Below are 19,260 nucleotides of genomic sequence, written 5' to 3'. Positions count from 1 at the left end.
GAATATCCTTACCGTATCTGCAGTTACTTAATCTTTGCCAGCACATCCTGAAACTTGGCGTAGTTGACCTTGACGCCGTCATCCAGGTCGATCTTAATCATCTGGTCTGCCAAGTGGTGCAGCTTCTCCTCGTAGCCAATGGTCTCTTTGAGCTGGTCGTTGAGCTTTTTGACGCGCTTGTCCAAGCGCACGCGCTCGCCGCGCTCGGCGGTGGCAAGGGAATCGTTGGCATAGCCGATCTGGGCACGGTAGCGCTCCTGCTGCCCGTGCACATAGTCGGTGCGGATGCGAGCCAACAGGTCGGGCTGATAGCGATGCATGTAGACAAGGCACTTAAAGCCATTTTTCTTGCCGCTGTCGAACAGCCAGTAGATGGGGCGCTTCTTATAGGTCTGGCAGTGGTCCCTAAAGAAGTCCTTCAAAAAGTAGGCGCGGATGACCTCGCGCGAGGCGCCCTTGCCGCCGAGTGCCTCGGCAATAAAGGCCAGGTTCTGCTCAAGCGTCTCCTCACCATACACAGTGCGCACAAAGTCGATAAAGTAGCGCACGATGTCGTCGTCAAAGTACTCGTCATCGGTAATGGGCAGCACGTTGTCGCTATCGGGCATAAAGGTCACATGCGCGGGATCGGGCATCTTGGCCAGATAGTCATCGACTGTGGCGCCTTGGTCGGCCAGAACCAGCCCGTCCACATCCAGCGAATAGCGGCCAAACATGCAGCCCACGGCATAGCTTATGAGCGAGGCGATCTCGTCGCGCTTGGTGCGCACGTACTTGTTGCCCTTGTAGCTCTCCGGAATCTCTTCTGCCGTATCGAAGATGCGCGCCACCGAGACGTACTTGTCCTCGACCTCGATGGGCACCTCTCCCTCCATGTTGTAGATCTTGGCAAAAATCCGGTTGAGTTCCTCCTCGTTGGCGCGAAGCTGCTCAAAGTGAGCGTTGACCTCGGCCTTGCGAGCCTCGTATTTATCGGCGAGCAGTGTTGACATGGAACGCCTTCCAGGTAGTAGGGGATTAAAAACAATGATTCAAAGGGGCATTTTATGTGGTAGTCAAGCTTTTCTCACAGCACCCAGGAGGGTCCGTCCAACAACCGGGCACCATCTTCCTCGAGCGTATATTCACTCATCCAAGCCTTACCCAAAATGTCATACATAAAGAGCCAAAGGCTTACCCCATCGCGAAAGGTCCTCGTTGAAACAACGTAATTGGAGCCCTCAACCTCGCCTTCATACGACTCACACGACTCAAAACCGATGTAATCAAAACGACAGGTATCTCCAGGCTCAAGATTAGATACGACTGGCTTTTCCTCCACAATAATTGACGGAATTGGCCGGGGACCTACATTGGTAATCGAAACAATGAATCCGTAATCTTCCTCGAAACTGTCCACCTCAACTTGAGGCTTAGCCTTTTCGCTCCGAGACCTCTCTTCTTCTTGCTTCGTTTCTATGTCGTGCTGATACGAGACCACTGCAATAATGACTGCCGAAAACGTCCCGACTCCATTTAACAAATCCCCCGACGATAAAGAGTTGAGCAACGGAAGCGAGCAAATGCCGGATAGAAATCCAAGAAGAGCTTTAAACAGTAGCGTGAAAACCACTAAGCATGGAATTGAAACAGCCAAAGAAATAAATAGTCGGCGAATGTACCTCATGCTGATCACTCACAATAAGGGGTGACGTTTAAAATCCCAGGAGGTTTCAAACGAGTCCCAGTCGGTTTTTGACAGTTCGATAGCCAGTTCAGCCATGCTAGAGATACGGCCCTCTTCACCAAGGCCAAGAAGCGGCAGCCTTGACACAACGCCCGCATTACAATTAAGAGTTGGGTTAATCATTCTGAGCATCACAGATGCTGCGGATGAATTCAGGTAGGCAATTAGCGGAAGCAGGTTGTCATCTGCAATAAATGCGCAACTTCCAGCATGCTCAAACAGACTGTGTCCGCCGTTGACTCTAAACGAATTGCGATCGGACGTAACGTCTGACCAAGAGATCGACGGCCTAAATTGATCATCAAGGCTGACGGGGCGGAATCCTGACTGTTTTTTCATCTCCAGTTGGCCAGTGACTGAGAAATTCATAACGTTATCTCGGTTGCCATACCACTTGCGATAGCTACCACCTTTGTTACATGGATACCAACACGTTGTGGTTTGGACCTCGTTAATCGATGAGCACTCCCTATCAAACTTTGATAGTTGGACCTCCCACCAAGCTCTAATGAATAAGTCATTGTTTCCCGTTGTGATTCCAGCTTGAAGCGACGCGCGCGTACCAACAGCTGGATTTGATTTAAATGCAGATAGTATTCCGCCCCCAGCCCAGTAGGCTATTGGGGCACCGGGGATCTGCTTGAAGATGTCGGCGTCGCGGCGGTAGAACCAGCCGCAGTCGGGATCTCGGATCGCCTCGAGCAGCTTGAGACGCTTCGCCTCGCTACCGTTGATGTCGACGAGGCGCACGTAGGCGCCCTCGCATGCCGCGCGGCCATTGTAGATGACGTCGGCTGTCACGTTGACGACCTCGCCGCCGATGGCGTCGAATGCGCGAGGGCCGAGATGCGCCATCGAGACGATAGTCTTGCCGCCGGTGAGCGAGGAGCGCATCTTCTCGAAGCTACCCAGGAACATCCAGCTCTGCATAGTGACCATGGCCGCGTAACCGCGGTCCTTTGTAAGGTTGAACCCGCGCTCGATGAAGCACGTACACAGGTCACTCTTCACGTCGGGGTAGTTCTTCTTGACCCACTTGCTCATAAAGGGGTTAAAGCTGCTGCTGCCCATATACGGAGGATTCGCAACGGTGCAGGTGAAACGACGGGACAGCTTCTCGCAGATGGCGGCAGCGCTTTCGAGCTTAGTTTTGGTCGTAGCGGCAAAAAGGTCATCGGAACAGCTCGCGGCAGCAGCCTTAAGCTCGTCAATCTCGTCCTCTGAAGGATTGAGAAGCGAGCCGATCTCGCCCAAATGGCTCAGTTCCTCGGCGAGCTTCTTGTTATCCGGCAGCTCATCCTCTCCCAGCGGAATGCTCGTGAGCACGATAACATCGGCGCGAACGCCACGCCTAAAGAAGCGGCGGTCGTGCTCGCGAGCACACATGGCAAGCGCCAGCTCGGCGATCTGAGCCGCACGGGGATCGATCTCCATGCCAGCGAGGTTTTTGGTCAGGATGAGCTCCGGGATCTCGCGCTCACGGTAGCCGCGCTCCTCGTACATGGCAAAGAGCAGCTCAAACGCATAAACCAGGATATGGCCCGAGCCGCACGCTGGGTCGCAGAGCGAAATCTCCTCGGGACTCGAGATGCGGATGAAGTCCTCGTGCTCAGCATCGGGCTCGATGTAATACTCCATGCGCTCGCGTAGCGAACTCCCCGGATTGTTGAGCATCCACAGACGGCCGAGCGAGTTCTCGACCATATAGCGCACGATCCACTCGGGGGTGAAGAGCTGCGTGGCGGGCGCGATGTCCTCCGCCGCCGCCTTGCGCTTGGACTTGAAGAACTCGTCTTTAACGTCAGCGTTGTAGTACTGATACATCCAACCCAGAACGGTCACGCCCTCGCGCCAGTCCTCGTCAGCGAGGACGGCGTTGAGTTTGCCCACTACACTGTCAGCCATCATGAGGCCCTGGGGCAACAGCAGCTCCATGGCTCCGCCCACGCGTTCAAAGACGCCCGGCAGGCAATCGGCAAGCTCCTCGCACTGAGCAACAAACAGGTAGCGCCACAACGGTTCATCCAAGCCCGCCATCTTGAGCTCGGCTATGCGATCGGTATCGGCCGTCGTTATTTCCACGTCCAGTGCGTTCTCCACGGCCTCGCTGCCATGGCTGCCGTCCGCACGACTCAGCATGCGCATACGGCTGGGAAGCCATCCGCGTGCATCCATAAAGCGAATGGCCACGATGCGGTTGAACCAGGTGTATGCCGCACGATCGCGGAGCGCCTCGTGACCCACCTCTGCCTGCATGCGCAGCAGTTCATCGCGTTGCTCAACCTCAGCCGGACTTAGAGGCAGGCTGTTGACGGTCTCGGACCCAGCGGGCGCAGGTGCAGGTTCGGTGATGCCGTAGCGCACCATCTGCGCCTCCACGCCTTTGATGAGCTCCGTGCGGGCCCAAGTGCAGAAGCTCTTAAGAGCAGAATCGTTCATGGTTGATGAGCCTTTCTAAACGCCATAAGCCACCGGTGCGCGCTTTGGCGCCAGTGGCTCTGCGGGTTAGTTGATACGAATCTCGTCGTTTGCAGCGAGTGCTTGCATAAGGCGGGAGCGCAAGTCGTCCACATAGCGCTCCACGTCCTCTGCGGACAAGAGACGACTCGGCTTGACCAGATCGGCGCGGCGCAAGGCCTTGATCTTGCGCTGGGGCACGGGCGCAGGCACAGGCGCTGACGACGCAGCACCCTTGTTGGAGATCTTCTTGACCACCTCACCCGTACTCGTGACCTCGGTGGTGCGGCGCTCGTTGTCCATACGCATGCGGGCCTCATCCACGGCGTCGTACATCCCGTTGGTTGCCGCGCTGAGCCAATTGCCCCAGTTAGTCGCGGCAACGCTCAGCTCATTAAGGCTTTGAGCACTGTGGGCACGGTTTTTGAATGACTCGTATTTGGCACCGGCGTCCGCTATGGCATCCTTGGCCTGTTTGACAAAGCCCTTTTGGCTCTCAGCCTGCGCCTGCAAGTCTTGCAGATCGCTCTCGATGCGATGCAAAAACTCATTGCGGCGAATGCCCAGCAGCTTCTTCATGTCGTCCTCGACGGGATCCATAAGCGGTTGCAGGTCTTTAATGCGGCCGTAGGGCTTGGGATCTTTGAGGATCTCGCGCACCTTTGCCACGTTCTCCACCGCGCTGGGAATGTCATCAGAGGCATACTCAATACCCTCGGTGCGGCTCAAGAAATCCTTGGCGTGGTCAAACGCTGTTCGTTGGTTGGACTCGAAGAACTCAACCACCTTGTCGAAGTCTTCCTTGGCATCGAGCAAACGGTTCTCATGCTTGGTGAACGTGGTCAAGAACGCCTCGGACTCGTTCTGGTCCTTAAGGACGTCGGCGACCTCCGAGCGCATCTTCTCGCACTCGCTCTCGCCAGGATACGGATAGAGCGGTTTGATACCCGTATAGAAATCGTGCATCATATCGAGGCAGTCTTGACGGAGACTCCCAAGGCGCTCTTTAAGCTCGGCCACGAGCTTATCCTCATCGGAGGGCACGGTATCAAGGTCAAACAGGTCACGCATAAGATCGCCCGTATCGCGCAGCAAACGGTCGCTCATGCGCACGCGTAGACGCACCTGCACCTTATCGGCATCCTTGCGCAAGAACGCCACCATTCGATTGTCGTTGGCTTGGATCGTCTGGCCGCCAAACAGCACTTGCGCGCGTTGCTCAACCACAAGCTGCGCCACCACATTTGCGATATTGACCTCGCGCCAGCCATAGGGCTTTTGCTGGTACTTGCGCTGAATATCGCCCATAGCGGTATCTAAATGACGCTGATGCTGAACTCTGAGGTAATCCTCGACATCCTTGAGGGCACGCGCATTCCCAGCGTCCATGCCATCGAGCCCAGTTTGAATATTGCCCGCCAGCGTGGAGCGGATATCGGAATCGCCCTCGACCGGCGCGCCGATATAGCCAGCCTTACCAAAGATTATGTCGCACAACTGCGCGAGCACCTGGTCGAAGACCTGCGCAGGCTTGGTGGCATGGACCTCAACCATGCGCCCGTTGACGGCGCATCGTGCATGGAGCACTGCCTCGGTCAAAAGGATGTCAGCCTCTTTCTCGTTAGAGTCCTTCTCACGCATTTTGGCCTCGACAATCTGGCGGGTACTCGGCGGTAGCTCCTGCAGGTTGCGGGTCTGGGCGTACATGCAAATCTTGGCGGCGTTGACGAGTGGGGTCCAATAATCCACCTCGTCGCTCAAGGCCACGATGGCTTTATCCACAGATTTCAATGCTAACTCGGCATCGTCGGCGCAGCCCAAGTCGCCGTCCATGGTCACCACGGAAAGTTCCATACCGCCCATGCTGGATCCATGAATCGAGCCATCCACGTAGCGGTCAAAGGGGAAGTCGTTGGCCTCGCGGTTGAGCTTGCGCGCAGTGTAGATGCTCTCGAACAAGCGCTTCTTGATAGACTCGATCACCTTTGCGTTGTCGATCGGGGTCTGCGCGATCTCCTGTGCAATTTCCTGCTCCTCATCGGTAAGGAAGCTGTAGGTATCGCCCTGGCGCGCGACGTAGTTCTCGTGCTCCAAGCGGGCGAGGGATTCCTTGACGCGGTCCTTAAGAGCGCGCTTGTCCACGTCAAGGCTATCAATCATGAAGATGGAGATGTTCTCGACCGAGGCCTTAACGTAGCCGATGTAGCGGATCAAGTACAGGAGCTTAAGCACCCGAACATCGTAGCTCTCAAGACCTTCTGCGTTTTCAGCTGCGCGCTCCGCGCGGTCGACGACCTGATTGATGCCATGCTCAAGGTCTTTGGAGATAGTGTCGAAGAAGCACCAGAACGGCACGAGTGCACCGGTCTGGTCATACTGGATGGCCTGAGCGCTCTCCTGGAACGCGCTCAGCATGGAGCGCTCGCCCGTTGACATGTGCTTGGCCTTGACACCGTGCTTGCGCACCTCGGTCATCACGTCGGGCAGGAGCTTAAACTGGTAGCCCACAAACGGGTAGCTGGCCACAAAATCCTTGGAGTTGGCGTAGCCGGCAAGGTCGGAGCGCGAGCCACCCTCAAAGGTAAAGTTGTTTTTAAGCACGGCGGCGTCTTGCTCGTAGACCTGTGCAAGCATATCGGCCGCCGGCGCGGTCTTCTCGAGCACACGGCGCTGGATGACCTCGTCCACGCTGGAGCTGGAGAGCGAAAGGCGGGTATTGAAGCGGCCCTGGATCTTTGAAAAGTCGTTGCCCACGGGCAGGCTCAGGTTATCGATGGCCTCCTGGCTCGTAACCATCACCCACACGCGGCCACCGCAGGCGGCACCCAGCTCCTCGACGATGGTCTGAAGGCTCAGCATAAGGCTTGGGTCCTTGTCGTTTGTAATAAACTGACCCACCTCGTCGACCATAAAGAGCAAACGGAAGTTGCCGCCGTGGGCCGCTGCCTGAGCGTCTACGTAGTCCTTGACCTTTTTGGCAAAGACATCAGGGGCCAAAACCTCGTCCTCAGAACCCTCGAGCCAGTTCCATGCGGCCTTTTCGCTCATGCCGAGCACGCTCTGCAGCACCTCGACGACGTCGTCCTCAAAGTAGCTGTAGGTATCGCGGGTCTGGAGCCAAGACTCGCCGTTGACGCGCTCAAAGGCCTCGCGGAACTCCCGGGTCTTGCCCAGGGAATCGATGTAGTCCTCGAGCTTTGCAAGCTTGAGGTCCTCGCCGTAGAAGCCGCGCGCCTCGTAGAACATGCGCTCAAAGCCGCGAAGCAGCGCCGTGGGAGCCGTATCACCCTGCTTCCACTGCCCCGCCTTGCTATCGATGTTAAAGAGGATGGCCTGCGTGGGCACCGAGCACGCGCGCTCCATGGCAGCCGCGACCATGGGGTCGACGATTTTGCCGTCAAAGTAGCGAATGGCGCTCATGCCACCGATCTGGCGATTCTCGAGCAGGTAGCTCAGCATCTTGAGGAAGTGCGATTTACCGGAACCGAAGAAGCCACTGATCCACACGCCGATCTTGTCGGTGGGCACATCGATGGCATCGCCGTATGCCTTGAAGAACGTGGCAAGGTGCCCTTGCAGCTCGCGCGTCACCACGTACTCGTCAAGCTCCTGGCGGATGGACCCATCTTTTGAATCCTGGACCTTGACCACGCCGTTGATGGAGCGGTTGATGTCTTTTGCAAAGAGGTCGCGAATGATCGTGTTGTCCATGGGTGCTCCTTTGGGTTTGGGAACGTATGGCAAAGGGTTGTTGCCGGCGGCAGTGCCTTGTCTGCGGGGAGCCGTGCTTACGAGATATCGATGGCGCGGTAGTAGTTGTCGGCCGGCAGACGGTTAAAGAGCTGGAAAGAAGAGCCGTTGAAACTGCCCGGATAGGCGGCGACCACAGGCACCTCATCAAAATCCGCAAGCATGCAGTGGAGAAGCGTGTGTATGCGAAAGAACGGGAAAACCTCGCCCGCGCCGGTGAGGAGAACGACGTCTCCAGGCGCGTGCGGCTCGGTCTGCTCAAGGATGTACACGGCGACTTTCTCGGGCGAGGCGAACTTGGCCACGTCCTCGAGCACGCGCTGGGTACCGCGGCGCTCCTCTTGGTGCGGGATAGCCTTGAGGACACGGCGCTTTTCGAGAATTGCCAGCACGGCGTCGTAAAGGTTCACGACCTTGAGCGTGCACGGAAGCTTGTCGGCCTCGGCATCGCGTGAAAGGGTGTCAAATAATGCACGCGCCTCAAACTCCAGCGCGGGATCATAGCAAAAAGTGTGGAAGCCGATCTCATTGCCTATGCCCTTGTTGGCCAAAAAGTCCTCGCTGCACAGACACTCGCGCAGAAGCTGCGCACGGCGCTCAAATTCCTGACAGGCGCGCTCGGAGCGGGCATGCGCCGCCACGACGCTCTTGCGGGAATGGATACCGATATTGGTGGTGAGATCAGTCGCCGGGGTGATAACAGGGTCGACGGCGCTTTTGACGGGAGCCACGCTACATCACCGCCCTGCCGGTAAGGGCCGCGATAAGCGACTGCTCGCCCAGCTGAACCAAGGCTCGCTCGACATCGGAATCGAGGAAGAGTGGTGACAGGCGCTCGGACTCCGGGCCCTGGCCCTCGCCGATAAGGCCGGCATGGCGGAGCGTCTGGCGGAGCGAGCCCTTAATGCGCTTGACCGTGGCCTCAGTCCAGCGGGCCGCATCCGGATACTCCGTGGTAAAGCGTGTCATAAAGGCGTTGAGGTCAACCGCCGTAAAGGCATAATCGAAGTTTTGTAGGCGCTCCCCTACCTCGACGAGCACGAGCTCGCGCACGATATCGTAGCGGCAGATCATGCTGTAGAAGATGACCTGGTCCGCCTGCGTGGGAGTGCCGGATGCCATGAGCCTGGTTAGGGATGACGCAGCCTCGACGGCGGTTTTGGGGTCGATGCCGCGCGCGGCGCATGCGGCGTCCGTGGGCACCATGGCGTCAAGGCGGCGAAGGCACACGGTTGCGCGGTTGGCGACCATGCGCTCCGTGGGATATTGAAAGAGGTTCTCGCTCTTTACGCGTACAATGACCTGCTCGTCGCTTGCGCCCTGCATACGAAGGGCAGCGACGATGCGCATCTCATGCGGGAGGAATTGCTCGCGGGTGAGCACCCCCCCCCCCGAACGCTTTTTGTGGTTACATCCACAGTACACGCTCCAAGGGTGTCAAAGGCTGTCACAAGTGCGCCGCAACCCGGCAGGCAGGCGCGGCGCACATGACAATAATCATACCTGTTGGTAAAAAAGTTACCACGCCCAGAGTGTCAAATGTTGAGCAACAAAATTTAATCCGGTTAACGGTCATTTTCGCAGCATAGAAACTTTAACGAGGTCGCCCCAAATCACACGTGCCAGACAACCGCGCTTACGAATGCAGGCACGCATACGCACAATGCCACCCTCCGCTACACTCAACATAGAGTTCTACATATGATTCTATGTAAGGAGTTTCATATGCCTGTCGTAAAGCCTATTTCTGATCAGACGCGCGCGCTAACTACCATTCAGGAACGCGAAGATCACATTCAACGTACCATCGCTCATGGTTATGACGACCTCACCAACGGTCGTGTGCGCCCCCGGAAAGAAGCGAAGGCCGAGGCAGATCGGATGCGAGCCATCAGGTAAGGTCACCCCCCCCATGTAACCATCCTGTAAATCATAGCAGCGCACTCGAGTTTTACCGTGATGCGGTCGCGCCTGGCGCTCCACTGTGCTAAAGTATCCCGAACGTTCAAACGACTACGAGGGAGACTAGAAGATGGCACGTGTGCACAACTTCTCAGCTGGCCCGGCCGCACTGCCTACCAGCGTGCTCGCCGAGATCGCCGACGAGATGATGGACTACCGCGGTTGCGGCATGTCCGTGCTCGAGATGAGCCATCGATCTAGCATGTACCAGCAGATTATCGACGACGCCGAAGCAACCCTGCGCCGTCTACTGAGCATCCCGGACAACTACCGCGTCCTGTTTTTGCAGGGCGGTGCCACGCTGCAGTTTGCGGGCATCCCCATGAACCTCATGCGCCGCGGCCGCGCCGGCTACATCGTGACCGGCAACTTTGCCAACAAGGCATACAAAGAAGCCGCCAAGTACGGCGAGGCCGTGCAGCTCGCGAGCTCCGAGGACACCAACTTCGACCGCATTCCCAACATGGCCGACATCAACGCGCGCATTGCCGACGAGGCCGCGGGCGACGGGCTCGACTACGTCTACATCTGCCAGAACAACACCATCTTTGGCACCATGTACCACGAGCTGCCCAACTGCGGCGACGTACCGCTGGTCGCCGATGTCTCGAGCTGTTTTCTGTCGCAGCCGCTCGACGTTGAGCGCTACGGGCTCATTTACGCCGGCGCGCAGAAAAACGCCGGCGCCGCGGGCGTGACCGTGGTCATCGAGCGCGACGACCTCATCGCAGATGGCCCCGCTTTTGCGCAGACGCCGCAGTACATGGACCTTAAGACCCAGGCCGCCAAGGGCTCCATGCTCAACACGCCCAACACCTTTGGCATCTACGTGTGCGGCAAGGTGTTCCACTGGGTCGAGCAAACCGGCGGACTTGCAGCCATGGCCGAGCGAAACTGGGCCAAGGCCAACCTGCTCTACGGCCTGCTCGAGCACAGCGAGCTGTTCCATGGCACCGCGCAGGCCGACAGCCGCTCCATCGCCAATGTCACCTTCCGCACCGGCGATGCCGAACTCGACGCGGCCTTTGTCGCAGGCGCGGCCGGGCACCAGATCCAAAACGTCAAGGGCCATCGCCTCGTCGGCGGCATGCGCGCCAGCGTGTACAACGCCGTCACCATGGAGGACGTGCAGGCGCTGGCCACGTACATGAAGGACTTCGAAGCGCAGCATAGTTTGAGTCCGCGATCTAACTAGCCCGCAGCACGCGGGCCGACCAGCCATCTCAAACCACCCTGTTTAGATCAAAACCTGCTAAGGAGTTTTTCCATGCGTAAGATTAAGACCATCGACGACATCACCAAGGACGGCAAAGTCGAGTTTGGCGAGGGCTACGAATTTGTGAGCACCGCCGAAGAGGCCGACGCGATCCTGATGCGCTCGACCGACCTGCACGGCTACGAGCTGCCCGAGGGCATCCGCGCCATCGCCCGCTGCGGCGCCGGCGTCAACAACATCCCCGTCGAGGAGTACGCCAAGAAGGGCGTCGTCGTCTTTAACTCCCCCGGCGCCAACAGCAACGCTGTCAAGGAGCTCATCCTAGGCATGCTGGTGCTCTCGAGCCGCGGCGTGGTGCAATCGATGAACTGGGTGCGTGACAACGCCGACGATCCCGAGATCCAGGTCGATGCCGAAAAGGCCAAGAAGGCCTTTGTGGGCCGCGAGCTCAAGGGCAAGCGCATCGGCGTCATCGGTCTGGGCAACGTAGGCTCCAAGGTCGCCAACGCCTGCGTCGATCTGGGCATGGACGTCTACGGCTACGACCCATTCATTTCCGTTGAGCACGCGTGGGTGCTGAGCCGCGAGGTGCAGCGCGTGGGCACGCTCGAAGATCTCTGCCGCGGCTGCGATTACCTCACCGTGCACGTGCCCAGCAAGGCCGACACCATCGGCATGATCAGCACCGAGCAGATCAACCTGCTGGCCCCGGACGCCGTGCTGATCAACTACGCACGCGAGACCATCATTGACGAGGACGCCGTTGACGCCGCCCTGCGCGAGGGCAAGCTCAGCTGGTTTAGCTGCGACTTCGCCACGCCCAAGACGGTCAAGATGCCCAACACGTTTATCACCACGCACTCGGGCGCCGGCACTGGCGAGGCCGAGGCCAACTGCGCCGACATGGCCATCAGCGAGCTCAAGGATTACCTGGAGAACGGCAACATCGCGCACAGCGTCAACTACCCCGCCTGCAGCATGGGCAAGGCGCGCGCCGCAAGCCGCATCGCCTGCCTGCACGCCAACGTGCCCAACATGATCGGCCAGATCACGGCCATTCTCGCCAAGGACAACGCCAACGTGCAGCGTATGACCAACGAGTCCGCTGGCGAGAACGCCTACACCATGTTCGACACCGACGAGCACCTGGACAGCAGCACCATCGAGGCGCTCAAGCAGATTCCGTCGATGTATCGCGTGCGCGTGATCAAATAGCGACGGCGCCAAACCTGCCAGGAAGGCCATGAAGCCCATTCGGCCCCCGTCTTCACGAAACGGGGGCCGATTTCGTTGCTCCGGCTGGTTTTGAAAATGCTATCCAGAACAAGTTTTTTCGGATAATCGACAGTCATACCCAAATCACTGAGCGCACCCGCTTTGATAAACAGCTTTATCAGGGACTTAGTAGGTAAAAATCGATCTCTATATACCACATCCAAGTTGACTGTCGATTTTCCGAAACAACTTGTTCTGGATAGCATTTTTAATGCTCTTCCAAGGCGAAACTGAAGCCTTTTTCGCGCCCAAAACTCTAGTTCGCGCGACCGCTTTCCACCTGCACGACTACATTCCCGCCCAATCGATAAAAATCTCTTCACGAAGCCGGCGTTCGAGCTCCTGCTGCCGCGGTGTCTTGTCTTTCAGCGGCGCATCGAGATAGGACATGATGAGCTCCATCACCACGCGGAAGGCATCGGAGTCGGCCAGCTGGCCATAGGTCATCAAAACGACGGGATATCCCATCGCTTGCAAGGCCGTCGTTCGGTCGGAGTCGGAGATCTTGGATTCTATGGATCCGTGTATGGCTTTACCCTGGCATTCAACCAGGCACTCTCGGCTGCCGTCCTTATTTGCTAGCAGGATATCGGCATAGCGCCTATCAAGCCCCGAAATCAGGCGGGCGCCGCGCGTCATACGAATCTCAACGTTATTGGTAAGGCGCAGCCCTTCGCCGCCGCGTAACCTCGTAAGGCCAAACAGCATCGATGCCTGGACCTCGAGCGGCGATGCCGCCATCCCTGTAATGCATTTCGCGGCACGTGTGAACGATTTAGCGCCGCGGAGCCCCCGGATCTTATCGACGTACTCTGCAAGCTCAGAGAGCTCGATCAAGGGTGGTCGTTTCCACAAGTCCGTTGGATTCCCCGAGACATCCTTTACGTTTTCCCAGCCCAACCGCGCGTCACCCCACTGGTCCCCATATGCCTGCACAAGTGCCGACTTTACCTGAGGCGCAATCTTGCACACGGCAAAGGTGCCGCACATCTCATACATGCACATGATCAGGCGCTCGTTTGAGACCGAGGAAGCTAGGGTCAACAGGGTAAAGAACGGGGACGCGACATCGAGGCCAAACTCTGTCTGTCGCACGGAGCCAAACGACCTCTCCCCGTTCCAAACATGCCTGACAATGCGATCACCTTTACGTCCGCAGCTGCCCTGCGCCAAAACGTGTAGCGGGGTGCCCAGAAAATGCGCGACGAGTGGATGCTCGCAAAGACGCTCCCTGCGCGGATCGTCCGCAGAATCGGGCAGGTCCGGCATTATCGCCAAGACCTGTGGAGGTATCCGGTGATACCGAAAGGCAGATATGTCGCACAGCATGTCGTCCATAAAGGCTACGTACCCACTGCGCCGTTTGTGAACCCGCACGAACGGCAAACGCGCTGGCTCGGCCTGCGAACGGTAAATGCTGCTGTGCGCACGTCGCGGATCTCTCGGGAGGCTTACAATCGGTTTGGAAAGCAGACTGATTGTGAGGTTGCATATGGTTGATGAGGACTTTGCCTGGCGGCTTACGCAAGGGCTCGTGCGGATCGACAGTTCCGACCCAGGTGCGTATGAGGGCGAGATTGAACGCTATATCAAAGCGCTGGTTGAGGAACGGATGGCGCAGCTGAGCCATCCGGTACTCGATGCCGTGCAGATTGAGGAGCTCGAAGTGCTCCCCGGACGCCGCAACCTCATGGTCACCGTGCCCGGTTTGAGCGACGAGCCACGGCTCGTCTACATCTGCCACATGGATACCGTCACCTTGGGAGACGGCTGGGACGCAGGCATTCCGCCGCTCGGAGCAATCGTGCGTGACGATAAACTCTATGGCCGCGGTGCCTGCGATATGAAGGGTGGCCTGGCCTGCGCCATTGCCGCACTGGTCCATACGCTCGAGCGCGTGGCGGCAGTAGGCGAGCTGCCCCGCCGTGGCTTTTCGCTCATCTGCTCGGTCGACGAGGAAGATTTTATGCGCGGCTCAGAAGCCGCAATCGATGCCGGCTGGGTCGGTTCGCGCGAATGGGTGCTGGACACCGAGCCCACCGACGGACAGATCCAGGTGGCACACAAGGGGCGTACGTGGTTCGAGATTGAAATGGCTGGCGTGACGGCGCATGCGAGCCAGCCTTGGAAGGGCGCGGATGCCGTCGCCGCCATGGCCGAGGTCGTGTGTTCGCTTCGTCGCGCGTTTGCGGCGCTGCCCGCGCACGATGAGCTGGGGCCTTCGACCATCACGTTTGGCCAAATCGAGGGCGGATATCGCCCCTACGTCGTACCCGACCGCGCCAAAGTCTGGGTCGACATGCGCCTGACCCCGCCGACCGATACGGCCGCCGCGACGCGCATGGTAGAGCAGGCCATCGCCGTCGCCGAAGCCGCCGTTCCCGGTTGCCATGGCAGCTACACCGCGACGGGCGACCGCCCCGCCATCGAGCGCGACCCGAACTCTCCCCTTCTAGCAGCGCTCAAGCGTGCCGCCGATGACGTGACGGACGCGAATACGACCGTCGGCTTCTTTACCGGCTACACCGACACCGCCGTCATTGCCGGCAAGACAGGTAACCGCAATTGCATGAGCTACGGTCCCGGGTCGCTCGCGCTCGCGCACAAGCCCAACGAATATGTGCCCCACGTCGATATCGTTCGTTGTCAGCAGGTGCTAATCGCGCTCGCCGATAACGTGCTCTGGGACGCGAGCGGCCAAGTTGGGGCATAATAAGCCGCGAACAAACCGACTCGTGCGTTAGGACCGCCCATGAAAGCACTTCCGTTTCCCTGCATCCGCCCGGCTCAGGACCGTGTGCTCGAGGCGCTGCCTGCAATGGGCAGTATCCTGAGCGGCAACGATGCTCTGCGCGGAGCCCTTGCCGATGGCCTGATGCTCAAGGACCCGGGTGCGGCGTATTACGTGTACGAATGCTCGGGCGAGCCGGGACGCGTGACGGGTGTCGTGGCGATTTGCCCGACGAGTGTACTTGCGGGCGACAAGAGCGATGCCAGCGCTGACGTGGCCGCTGCTGCGCGCGCGATCGCCGAGCTCAAGGTGCAGCCGCGCCCCGTGTCGCTCGCCTACGAGGCCTCGCCCGTCATGGATATCATCCTGGGCGCCGCCAAAGAGGGCGCGTCGCTCTACGCCGTTACCGACCCCGCGGGCATTACGCACCGCGCGTGGGAGGTCAAGCGCGAGGACGCCGTCGGGGCCATCCGCGCTATGCTCGACCAAGCACCGGAGCCGGCACTGACCGACGACCCCGCCTACGCCGCCGCTCTGACCGGGGCGTCGCAGCTGCTGGCCGATGAGGCCCGTGCCGCCGGAACGTACACCGGCAAGGAGCCGTTCAACTTTACCGTTGCCGTGCTCTTCCCCGCCGCGCAGGTCAGCGGCGCCGCGCCGCAAGTTCCGACAGGTCTGCTCACGCACCAGGTCGCGCGGTTCTAGCAAGACCAGACCGCCCAGCACAATAATCGGCAGCTCAACAAACAGGGGGCGGAGATGCAGCAGGTACATGCATCTCCGCCCCTTTCGCGTCGAGAAGTTATGCCGGCGACCCGTGCCGCCGCGCTCGCGTTATCCGCGCTGCGGACCCGCAGTAGCCACGAGCGGTTCAAGCCCCAGCTCGCGCGCATAATCTTCCTGCGTAAAGACTTCGACCAGCTCAAACGTACCGGCCTCGTCGTCAAACACGAAATGCAGCACCGAGCAGTTGCCCGGCACGCGATCGCGCTCATCAGCCGCCGCACCCTTCACGTGGTCCATGAACTCCTTGATGGCCGAGCCGTGGCTCACCGCGAGCACGCACTCGTGGTCCGGGCGACGCATAAGATCGGTCAACGTCGCCACCATGCGCTCGCGCACCTGCATCTGGCCCTCGCCGCCAAACTGGCGATAGAAGTCGCGCCACGGGCGCTCGGGCATGAGCATCACGCGCTCGGCCTCAAAGTCGCCAAAGAACCACTCACGCAGGCCGTCCAGGCGCTCGTACGCCAAGCCCGGCCACAAGTTGGCGATAGTCTGCTCGGTGCGATGAAGCGTGGAGGTGTAGGCATGATCGGGCTCAATGCCGCGCGCACGTAAAAACATGCCGGCGCGCGCCGCCTGGTCGCAACCCAACTGCGTAAGCGGCGAGTCACTCCACCCCTGAATGATACGCTTGAGGTTGAATATCGTCTGTCCATGACGGACCAGATACAGATCTTTATTCATAGGGGTCCTTTCGTTCGTTACCAATCAAGGAGCGAAAACGCCCCGTCGCAATAGCCAAAATGAAGCACGGCTCCGTTGTCGGGTAGCTCTCCCCTGCCAGTCACATACTCAAGAAACTCCTGGCAGGCTGAGCCGTGGGAAACCGCCAGCACGCAGTCGTGCTGCGGCCTGGCCATGATGCGCGACAGCACCGCGACCATACGCGACTGGAGCTGCACTTCAGACTCGCCACCAAAGGCCACCGGATAATCACCCCAGGGCTGCGGCGGCATATCGCGATTTGATGTGCCCTCCAGCGAGCCCAAATGCCACTCGCGTAGGTCATCGACCAGCTCTATCGAGCAGCCCTCGCCAGCAATTAGCTCAGCCGTACGCCGCGCCCGGCCCAACGGGGAGGAATACACACGGTCAAAGGTCACGCCACGCGCCTCAAACGCCGCGCGCGTCGCCAGCGCCTGCTCGCGCCCGCGCGCCGTAAGCGGCGAATCGTGCCCACCCTGCAAAATGTTCCGCACGTTGAGCTCAGTCTGCCCATGCCGCACCAAATACAGATCGGCCACATGCCCTCCCCTCGTACCACCACAAAGGGGACAGGAGTCTTTGTGGTGATTTTGCCGCCGGATTGCGCCGCAACGACGCACAACTACAGCAGCACGTCGGCAAGCGGACGCTTGGGTACGTGGTGCACCCGCGCCTCGTCGCGCCAATAATTGATGGAGCCGTCGGGGTTGGAATCGATCGCATCGATCACCTGTGTCTCGGCCGGAACGCCAAACGCCATGATCAGCTTGAGCTCATATTTGTCGTTATCGAGCCCCATGGCATCGATCGCGTGGGGCGTAAAGGCCTTGAACATGCAGGCTGCCACCTCGGGCGTGGCGCTGCGGGCGGCGAGCATCATCGTCTGCGCGGCAATGCCCGTGTCGACATCGGTAATGGGAGCGGCGGGCTTGCCCGGAACGGCGCGCTCAGCAAGAATCGCGATGTAGCCGGTCGGGCGCTCACCCTCGGCAGGACCCGGCCAGTCCTTAAGTGCGCCGGCCCATGCGAGCTCGTCAAATACACGCGCGCAGTCCTCTGCACCGCTTACCACATGAAAACGCAGACGCTGAGCATTGGCACCACAGGGAGCCAGGTGCGCAAGTTCCGCCAGCTCGAGCAAAAACTCGCGCGGCACTCGCATAGACTCGTCAAAGCGACGGCACGTGCGGGCGCGGCGAACCAACGCATCAAACGCGTCCAAGCCGAGCTTTTCGCAACCCTGCTTTGCCATCGATTCGACACTCGACGGTGCCTCGGGAACTGCTTCGTTCATAGGGACCCCCAATACAAGCCAATTGTCCTTAGGAAAATCTAACCTAAAACGTAGGCAATAACGAACAGGGCTGCAATGTTCTACACCTGTTGAATAGAAAATCGCGACGTGGGGAACAACGGAAACAATTCGGGACCTTTGGGTTACGTTTCGCCCTCCCCGACCCATACGCCAGCGCCTTTAAGCGATACTGGTTGTAACGATCAAGGCTTACGCCGCACGGAAAGGAGACATTATGGGCATCTTTAAGAACGATGACCAAAAATCGAGCCAGTTTGGATTTGACGAGAAAAGCATGGCGGGCAAAGCCGTCAAGGCCGTACGCTGGATCTACGCCATCACGGGCGTCTTAGCACTCATTGCTGGTATCGCGCTGCTTTTTGCACCCGCCAAGTCCCTCGTCTTTTTGACGACCGTCCTGGGTTTTTACTTTGTAATCACTGCTGCCATCAGGCTGTTCACTGCCATTTTTGAGCCGCTGCTGCCCACCGGCTGGCGCGTGACGAGCATCATCTCCAACCTACTCATTATTCTGGGCGGCGTCATAATCCTGCGCAACCAGGCCTTCTCGACCGCGACGCTCACCACGATGGTGGTTATCGTGGCCGGCTTTGGCTGGATTGTCGAAGGTGTCATGTCCATTCTGGAGTCCGAGCTTTCGTCCAACCGTGCCCTCGCCATCCTGAGCGGCGCACTCTCCATCATCGCCGGCATGTTCGTGTTTATTTATCCGCTGTGGTCGGCCAAGATGCTCGTCATCTTTAGCGGCGCCGCGCTGCTGGTGTTTGGCGTAACGCTGATTGTTCGCGCTATTCAATTTGGCAAACTGGTGCACTAGATGCCGCGAACGCTCTTTATTGATGCCGACGCCTGCCCGGTCACGCGCGAGTCGATTGACTGCGCGCGGCGGGCGGGCGTCGCCGTTGTTATCGCCGGCAACAGCACGCAAAACTTGGAACGGCACATTCGCCGCGACGACCCGCGCGATGCCGAGCACGCGCGACGCGGCTTTTGGGTCACGACGCTCGATGTGAGCGTGGGCGCCGACAGCGCCGACTTTGCCATTGTCGAACGCCTGCAGGCGGGCGACGTAGTCGTGACGCAGGACATTGGCTTGGCGAGCATGGTGCTCGGCCGCGATGCCGCCGCAATCGGTGTGCGCGGGCGCGTCTACGACAAGGCGACCATCGACATGCAACTGTTTATTCGCCACGAGGAAAAGAAGGTGCGCCGCGCCGGCGGACGCACTCGCGGACCGGCGGCATTTACCAGCGAAGACCGCGCTCGCTTTAAGCGCAACCTCACCGAGCTGCTGCGCTAACCAAGGTAGATTTTTGGGACATGTCCGGAAATCTGCT

Annotated in this window: 17 protein-coding genes; 7 read left to right on the top strand and 10 right to left on the bottom strand. The window is 59.1% G+C overall.

All coding sequences use genetic code 11. From position 1 onward, the window contains the following. Positions 1-23 precede the first annotated feature (23 nt). The 6 genes from AAA069_RS06325 to AAA069_RS06300 form a co-directional block, all read right to left on the bottom strand. Entirely contained in the window at positions 24-992 is a 969-nt protein-coding gene (locus AAA069_RS06325) for a hypothetical protein (RefSeq protein ID WP_349127858.1), read from the bottom strand. A gap of 74 nt (positions 993-1,066) precedes the next feature. Then, positions 1,067-1,666 carry a hypothetical protein gene (locus tag AAA069_RS06320; protein ID WP_349127857.1) on the bottom strand — a complete coding sequence of 200 codons (600 nt, stop codon included), beginning with the start codon at positions 1,664-1,666 and terminating at the stop codon, positions 1,067-1,069. Positions 1,667-1,675: 9 nt separating this feature from the next. Beyond that, complete coding sequence (pglX, locus tag AAA069_RS06315) at positions 1,676-4,165, bottom strand: BREX-1 system adenine-specific DNA-methyltransferase PglX (protein ID WP_349127856.1); 2,490 nt, start codon at positions 4,163-4,165, stop codon at positions 1,676-1,678. A gap of 66 nt (positions 4,166-4,231) precedes the next feature. Next, positions 4,232-7,894 (bottom strand): BREX system P-loop protein BrxC, encoded by a 3,663-nt coding sequence (gene brxC / locus AAA069_RS06310; RefSeq protein ID WP_349127855.1) that lies wholly within the window; start codon positions 7,892-7,894, stop codon positions 4,232-4,234. A 77-nt stretch (positions 7,895-7,971) separates the two neighbouring features. After that, positions 7,972-8,664, bottom strand: a complete 693-nt coding sequence (locus tag AAA069_RS06305; protein ID WP_320678079.1) for a DUF1788 domain-containing protein — start codon at positions 8,662-8,664, stop codon at positions 7,972-7,974. Between the two features lies 1 nt (position 8,665). Next, entirely contained in the window at positions 8,666-9,316 is a 651-nt protein-coding gene (locus tag AAA069_RS06300) for a DUF1819 family protein (protein WP_349127854.1), read from the bottom strand. A 342-nt stretch (positions 9,317-9,658) separates the two neighbouring features. On the opposite strand from AAA069_RS06300, the gene AAA069_RS06295 reads away from it, so the two are divergent. From AAA069_RS06295 to AAA069_RS06285, 3 genes are all read left to right on the top strand, one after another. Beyond that, positions 9,659-9,832: a hypothetical protein gene (locus AAA069_RS06295; protein ID WP_349127853.1), complete on the top strand. Its 174-nt coding sequence runs from the start codon at positions 9,659-9,661 to the stop codon at positions 9,830-9,832. A 133-nt stretch (positions 9,833-9,965) separates the two neighbouring features. Then, positions 9,966-11,090 carry a 3-phosphoserine/phosphohydroxythreonine transaminase gene (gene serC / locus AAA069_RS06290; protein WP_349127852.1) on the top strand — a complete coding sequence of 375 codons (1,125 nt, stop codon included), beginning with the start codon at positions 9,966-9,968 and terminating at the stop codon, positions 11,088-11,090. A gap of 72 nt (positions 11,091-11,162) precedes the next feature. Continuing rightward, positions 11,163-12,326, top strand: coding sequence for a phosphoglycerate dehydrogenase (locus tag AAA069_RS06285; protein WP_349127851.1), 1,164 nt, complete (start codon positions 11,163-11,165; stop codon positions 12,324-12,326). A 348-nt stretch (positions 12,327-12,674) separates the two neighbouring features. Here AAA069_RS06285 and AAA069_RS06280 read toward each other — a convergent pair whose 3' ends face one another. Then, the gene (locus tag AAA069_RS06280; protein ID WP_349127850.1) at positions 12,675-13,724 is read right to left on the bottom strand and encodes a hypothetical protein; all 1,050 of its coding nucleotides are present in this window, start codon (positions 13,722-13,724) and stop codon (positions 12,675-12,677) included. Positions 13,725-13,866: 142 nt separating this feature from the next. Here AAA069_RS06280 and AAA069_RS06275 point away from each other — a divergent pair, with 142 nt between their 5' ends. Then, on the top strand, positions 13,867-15,099 hold the full coding sequence (locus AAA069_RS06275; protein ID WP_349127849.1) for a M20 family metallopeptidase: 1,233 nt from the start codon (positions 13,867-13,869) through the stop codon (positions 15,097-15,099). Positions 15,100-15,138: 39 nt separating this feature from the next. Beyond that, positions 15,139-15,822, top strand: coding sequence for a DUF1015 family protein (locus AAA069_RS06270; protein ID WP_349127848.1), 684 nt, complete (start codon positions 15,139-15,141; stop codon positions 15,820-15,822). 129 nt (positions 15,823-15,951) lie between these two features. On the opposite strand, the gene AAA069_RS06265 is transcribed toward AAA069_RS06270, so the two are convergent. From AAA069_RS06265 to AAA069_RS06255, 3 genes are all read right to left on the bottom strand, one after another. Beyond that, a complete protein-coding gene (locus tag AAA069_RS06265; protein ID WP_349127847.1) occupies positions 15,952-16,587 on the bottom strand; it encodes a histidine phosphatase family protein in 636 nt (211 codons plus the stop codon). Positions 16,588-16,604: 17 nt separating this feature from the next. Next, complete coding sequence (locus AAA069_RS06260) at positions 16,605-17,147, bottom strand: histidine phosphatase family protein (RefSeq protein WP_349127846.1); 543 nt, start codon at positions 17,145-17,147, stop codon at positions 16,605-16,607. Between the two features lie 83 nt (positions 17,148-17,230). Further along, the gene (locus AAA069_RS06255; RefSeq protein WP_343000604.1) at positions 17,231-17,902 is read right to left on the bottom strand and encodes a nitroreductase family protein; all 672 of its coding nucleotides are present in this window, start codon (positions 17,900-17,902) and stop codon (positions 17,231-17,233) included. Between the two features lie 235 nt (positions 17,903-18,137). On the opposite strand from AAA069_RS06255, the gene AAA069_RS06250 reads away from it, so the two are divergent. Both AAA069_RS06250 and AAA069_RS06245 read left to right on the top strand, forming a co-directional pair. Next, the gene (locus tag AAA069_RS06250) at positions 18,138-18,740 is read left to right on the top strand and encodes a DUF308 domain-containing protein (RefSeq protein WP_117797862.1); all 603 of its coding nucleotides are present in this window, start codon (positions 18,138-18,140) and stop codon (positions 18,738-18,740) included. Further along, positions 18,741-19,223 (top strand): DUF188 domain-containing protein, encoded by a 483-nt coding sequence (locus tag AAA069_RS06245; RefSeq protein WP_006235439.1) that lies wholly within the window; start codon positions 18,741-18,743, stop codon positions 19,221-19,223. Positions 19,224-19,260 lie beyond the last annotated feature (37 nt).

The sequence above is a fragment of the Collinsella sp. CLA-SR-H006 genome, from assembly GCF_040097075.1.
Classification (GTDB): domain Bacteria; phylum Actinomycetota; class Coriobacteriia; order Coriobacteriales; family Coriobacteriaceae; genus Collinsella.
This window is presented reverse-complemented; position numbering and strand designations above follow the sequence as displayed.

Excerpts from the sequence above, each read along its gene's own strand:
- AAA069_RS06325 (WP_349127858.1), bottom strand. The coding sequence starts at position 992 with ATGTCAACACTGCTCGCCGATAAATACGAGGCTCGCAAGGCCGAGGTC.
- AAA069_RS06320 (WP_349127857.1), bottom strand. The coding sequence starts at position 1,666 with ATGAGGTACATTCGCCGACTATTTATTTCTTTGGCTGTTTCAATTCCA.
- pglX (WP_349127856.1), bottom strand. The coding sequence starts at position 4,165 with ATGAACGATTCTGCTCTTAAGAGCTTCTGCACTTGGGCCCGCACGGAG.
- brxC (WP_349127855.1), bottom strand. The coding sequence starts at position 7,894 with ATGGACAACACGATCATTCGCGACCTCTTTGCAAAAGACATCAACCGC.
- AAA069_RS06295 (WP_349127853.1), top strand. The coding sequence starts at position 9,659 with ATGCCTGTCGTAAAGCCTATTTCTGATCAGACGCGCGCGCTAACTACC.
- serC (WP_349127852.1), top strand. The coding sequence starts at position 9,966 with ATGGCACGTGTGCACAACTTCTCAGCTGGCCCGGCCGCACTGCCTACC.
- AAA069_RS06285 (WP_349127851.1), top strand. The coding sequence starts at position 11,163 with ATGCGTAAGATTAAGACCATCGACGACATCACCAAGGACGGCAAAGTC.
- AAA069_RS06280 (WP_349127850.1), bottom strand. The coding sequence starts at position 13,724 with ATGGACGACATGCTGTGCGACATATCTGCCTTTCGGTATCACCGGATA.
- AAA069_RS06270 (WP_349127848.1), top strand. The coding sequence starts at position 15,139 with ATGAAAGCACTTCCGTTTCCCTGCATCCGCCCGGCTCAGGACCGTGTG.
- AAA069_RS06265 (WP_349127847.1), bottom strand. The coding sequence starts at position 16,587 with ATGAATAAAGATCTGTATCTGGTCCGTCATGGACAGACGATATTCAAC.
- AAA069_RS06255 (WP_343000604.1), bottom strand. The coding sequence starts at position 17,902 with ATGAACGAAGCAGTTCCCGAGGCACCGTCGAGTGTCGAATCGATGGCA.
- AAA069_RS06250 (WP_117797862.1), top strand. The coding sequence starts at position 18,138 with ATGGGCATCTTTAAGAACGATGACCAAAAATCGAGCCAGTTTGGATTT.
- AAA069_RS06245 (WP_006235439.1), top strand. The coding sequence starts at position 18,741 with ATGCCGCGAACGCTCTTTATTGATGCCGACGCCTGCCCGGTCACGCGC.